The sequence below is a fragment of the Candidatus Aegiribacteria sp. genome (assembly GCA_021108005.1).
GTDB lineage: Bacteria > Fermentibacterota > Fermentibacteria > Fermentibacterales > JCC-6 > Aegiribacteria.
On sequence record JAIORS010000057.1, the window covers coordinates 1 to 3,162 of the forward strand.

3 protein-coding genes are annotated in these 3,162 nt (G+C 47.5%); all 3 read right to left on the reverse strand.

Going from position 1 to position 3,162, the window contains the following annotated elements; genetic code table 11:
- Window positions 1-480: 480 nt before the first annotated feature.
- Window positions 481-1,629, reverse strand: coding sequence for a 6-bladed beta-propeller (locus K8S15_03480; protein MCD4775096.1), 1,149 nt, complete (start codon window positions 1,627-1,629; stop codon window positions 481-483).
- 133 nt (window positions 1,630-1,762) lie between these two features.
- Window positions 1,763-2,812, reverse strand: a complete 1,050-nt coding sequence (locus K8S15_03485; protein ID MCD4775097.1) for an LD-carboxypeptidase — start codon at window positions 2,810-2,812, stop codon at window positions 1,763-1,765.
- Between the two features lie 96 nt (window positions 2,813-2,908).
- On the reverse strand, window positions 2,909-3,162 hold a 254-nt coding region (locus K8S15_03490), incomplete at its 5' end, for a hypothetical protein (protein MCD4775098.1).

The window sequence follows — 3,162 nt, forward strand, 5'->3', positions numbered from 1 at the left end:
GTTACTATGGATATCTCCATCAACGCTGTACTGAAAAGCTCAATTCGATACGGGAGCAACTGGATCTGCCGCCTTTTACAATCCCGATCGAGAAACCGATAACATTATACTGCTCGCATTGTGGTACTGCGCTCGTACATCTTCTTGCGCTGCAACGGATGAGGGCACCACCATGAGAGAAAAGAGATTGTACTATCCCACTTGGTATATGCTGCTGAAAACCCCCATGAAGCAGCCAGGAACCGGTCTACCCAAAATCCACATACTTCGTACGCGAGTGACCGAGTCTGCTCGTAAATGCATTAAAACCGATCTGAACTTCGCATGTCCGACCGGTTACTTCACTATTCTTGACTGTTTTCAAGAAGCTATGCTTATCATACGCTTCGAATAGAAAATCCAAATACTCGCACCGCTTAATTCAACACAGGATTGCAGCACACTACAGTGTGCTACGAATCCTTACTTCGTTATGTTCTATTATCTCTCTATAGCAATTGTATCAGGTTCCAGAATATAGACTTTGGGGTAATCAACTGGCTGGCGATCATAAGCTAAATAGCCATACCTGAAGCAGTACTCTAGGCCTTCGACAGCAACCAACTCAGGAATTACAGCAACGAAACTGAGTTCTCCAGAAGGGGAGTAGACCTCAAAGGTGGGGATATCCGTATAAGCCTGTCCCACCCAGATATTGCCGTCGGGGTCGACATCAACGGATCCGATCGCATTAAGGTAGGGGTAAATGTCCTGAACGGTATGTCTGCCCATCTGACTTCCGTCTTCGTTCTGATTCTTGGTTTCCTCGAAGAACTCCTGTTCTCTTTGATCCTGAGACTTCTCCACCCGCTCCCAGGATCTGTTCACTAGTGTATCGACAGTCCCGTCAGCCAGGAACACCTCCACGAGGTATGTACTGTCATCCCTCTCAGCAAGATAGACAGTACCTTCAAGGTTGGAATCGAAATCATGATCCACCCTACCTATGCTGATATCGGGATTCTCGGGATTACCGTATGTACTTATCACGAGCGGCCAGGAATCATAGATATGCTCTGGTTCCATTTCCCGACCAAATCTGGCAATAAAACTATTTCCTTCAAGTTCACCCTCACTCTGGTCAAGTTCCATGTTCATTGCCACATAGGTACTTCCAGGACCAGGTGCTATATACCTCGGAGAGTCGGGGTAATAGCCGTAAAGATGATCAACGTATTGAAAGGAACTGTCGAAGAAAACCACCCTTCCTGCACCCCAATCGCATACGGCCAACCTGCCGTCACTCAGGAAAGCGAAGCTCTGTGGGTACTGGAACTCACCGGGTCCTGAGCCGAGTCTTCCAATGTAACGAAAGAACTCAAGCTCCTCGGAATAGATCGCCAACCTTCCAAACTGCCCGTCCAGCACGTAAAGACGCCCGTCCTTACCCCAGGATGCCTGAGTGATTGTCCCGAAGACAAGACTGCTGTCCCCGACGAGAAGACCAAGTGTATCGCTCACGCTCACCACCACAGTATCGATACTTGATTCAAAAGGCCTTTCAGGTTCGTCATCTGTGCTTCCGCATGACAGTATTGCAGAGATAATAAAAGTCAACGAAATCCAGAGGCATCTAGAATTGTATTTCATAGTACCCTCTCCCACCGAAAAAATAGCTTTCCTTCTACTCCAGGCATAACGTCTGCCATCACCGGTGCGGCTTGTCCGCATCCGTGTGCATGGCATTGTTAGCATAATTTTTGCTGAATTATTCTTCACTTCATTATACCAAATACTGGGTGAGTGTGGCTTTGCCCTTAATCAATGAAAGCTCCGCAAACGATCCATTGATCAGGGTCATATTTGGAGGCTTGTGACCAATGTCGGCATCGTAGACCACCGGAATGTTCAATCCTTCTGTGCATTGTTTGAGCACTTCGAGATAGCTCAGCTCGGATGTGTTATTAGCATCCGGACCACTGTTCCTTCCGAAGATAATTCCCGTTGCACCATCAAACCAATGCGCCAGACGCATTTGCCATAAGGCGCGGGTTAGGGCACAAGAGGGCAACTCGCAGTTTTCGAGGTAGACGATGCTGCCGTCTTGTTTGAAGATGTCATTGAAATGTTCCATGTCTCCATACTGCGTCCCTGTCAAGTTGCTGATAACATCAATGCAACCGCCGATCAATCTGCCCGAAAATGTTGCCTCCGATGACCCGTCGAGCACTTTCCATTTGGTCGATTCCGTTAGGTTGTAGGTTGTTTCAAGATTGTCGCTGAAGTTGGTGAACGCCAATAGGTGTTTCTCACTGCTATGCTGTGTGAAGGTCTCATCTTTGGATAGTTTTAGAACCTCCAGTGCTTGACTTGAAAGAGAATCGCTTTGCGTGGGAATGATATCCATGAAATTGATTCCATGCGCGGTGGCTATCCCGGTTTTCAAGGTGAGGGCAAACAGGAGTGTCGAGGTGTCCGAATAGCCCATGATCCATTTGGCTGGGCTATCCATGATGCGGTCAAAATCGATAAGATCCAGAATCTCGATCAGCACTTCACCGCCCCACGGAGGAATGATTGCTTCGACATCGGGATCCAGCCAAAGATTCAACAGGTCGTTCGCCCGCTCTTCGCGGGTTCCGCTCACATGCTTGCTGTTCTCTCTAAGGCAATTCCCTTCGATGATGGTGTACCCTTTTTCGGTGAGTCGCTGTGCGACGAGTTCAAACCGCTTAATGAAGACATCGGTACCAAGCCCGCTCGAAGGAGCGGTGACGCCTATGCTCATGCTTTTCCCAAATCCAGAGGGATACGTTATGGTTTTGTATTTCATGCTTTTCGCTTTCTGGTTTGATGCTAACATTTCAAATCAGTAGACAGTGTTACCAGTTTACTGGAGACGAAGCCACTGTTCTACTGCATTTGATGGTTATGCATTGGTCCCTAATAGAACACACCATTCGATATCTGTCGGTTGTACCGGCAAACCATCAACTCTTGCTCCTTCTAGTACAACCCCGGGAGGTGCAGGAGTTGTTTTTATATTGCATGAGTTCTTTATCTTAACTATCCATCCGGCATTATGAAAGTGTTCCACTAATCTATCCCTGTAACACGATTCTGTTAGACCACCTTCCTCAATCAATGTACCATTTTCCTTGTCATCCTCAGGGTAGAACTGCG

What these genes read in the sequence shown, in the direction of transcription:
- K8S15_03480 (MCD4775096.1), bottom strand. Translation starts at nt 1,629, where the DNA reads ATGAAATACAATTCTAGATGCCTCTGGATTTCGTTGACTTTTATTATC.
- K8S15_03485 (MCD4775097.1), bottom strand. Translation starts at nt 2,812, where the DNA reads ATGAAATACAAAACCATAACGTATCCCTCTGGATTTGGGAAAAGCATG.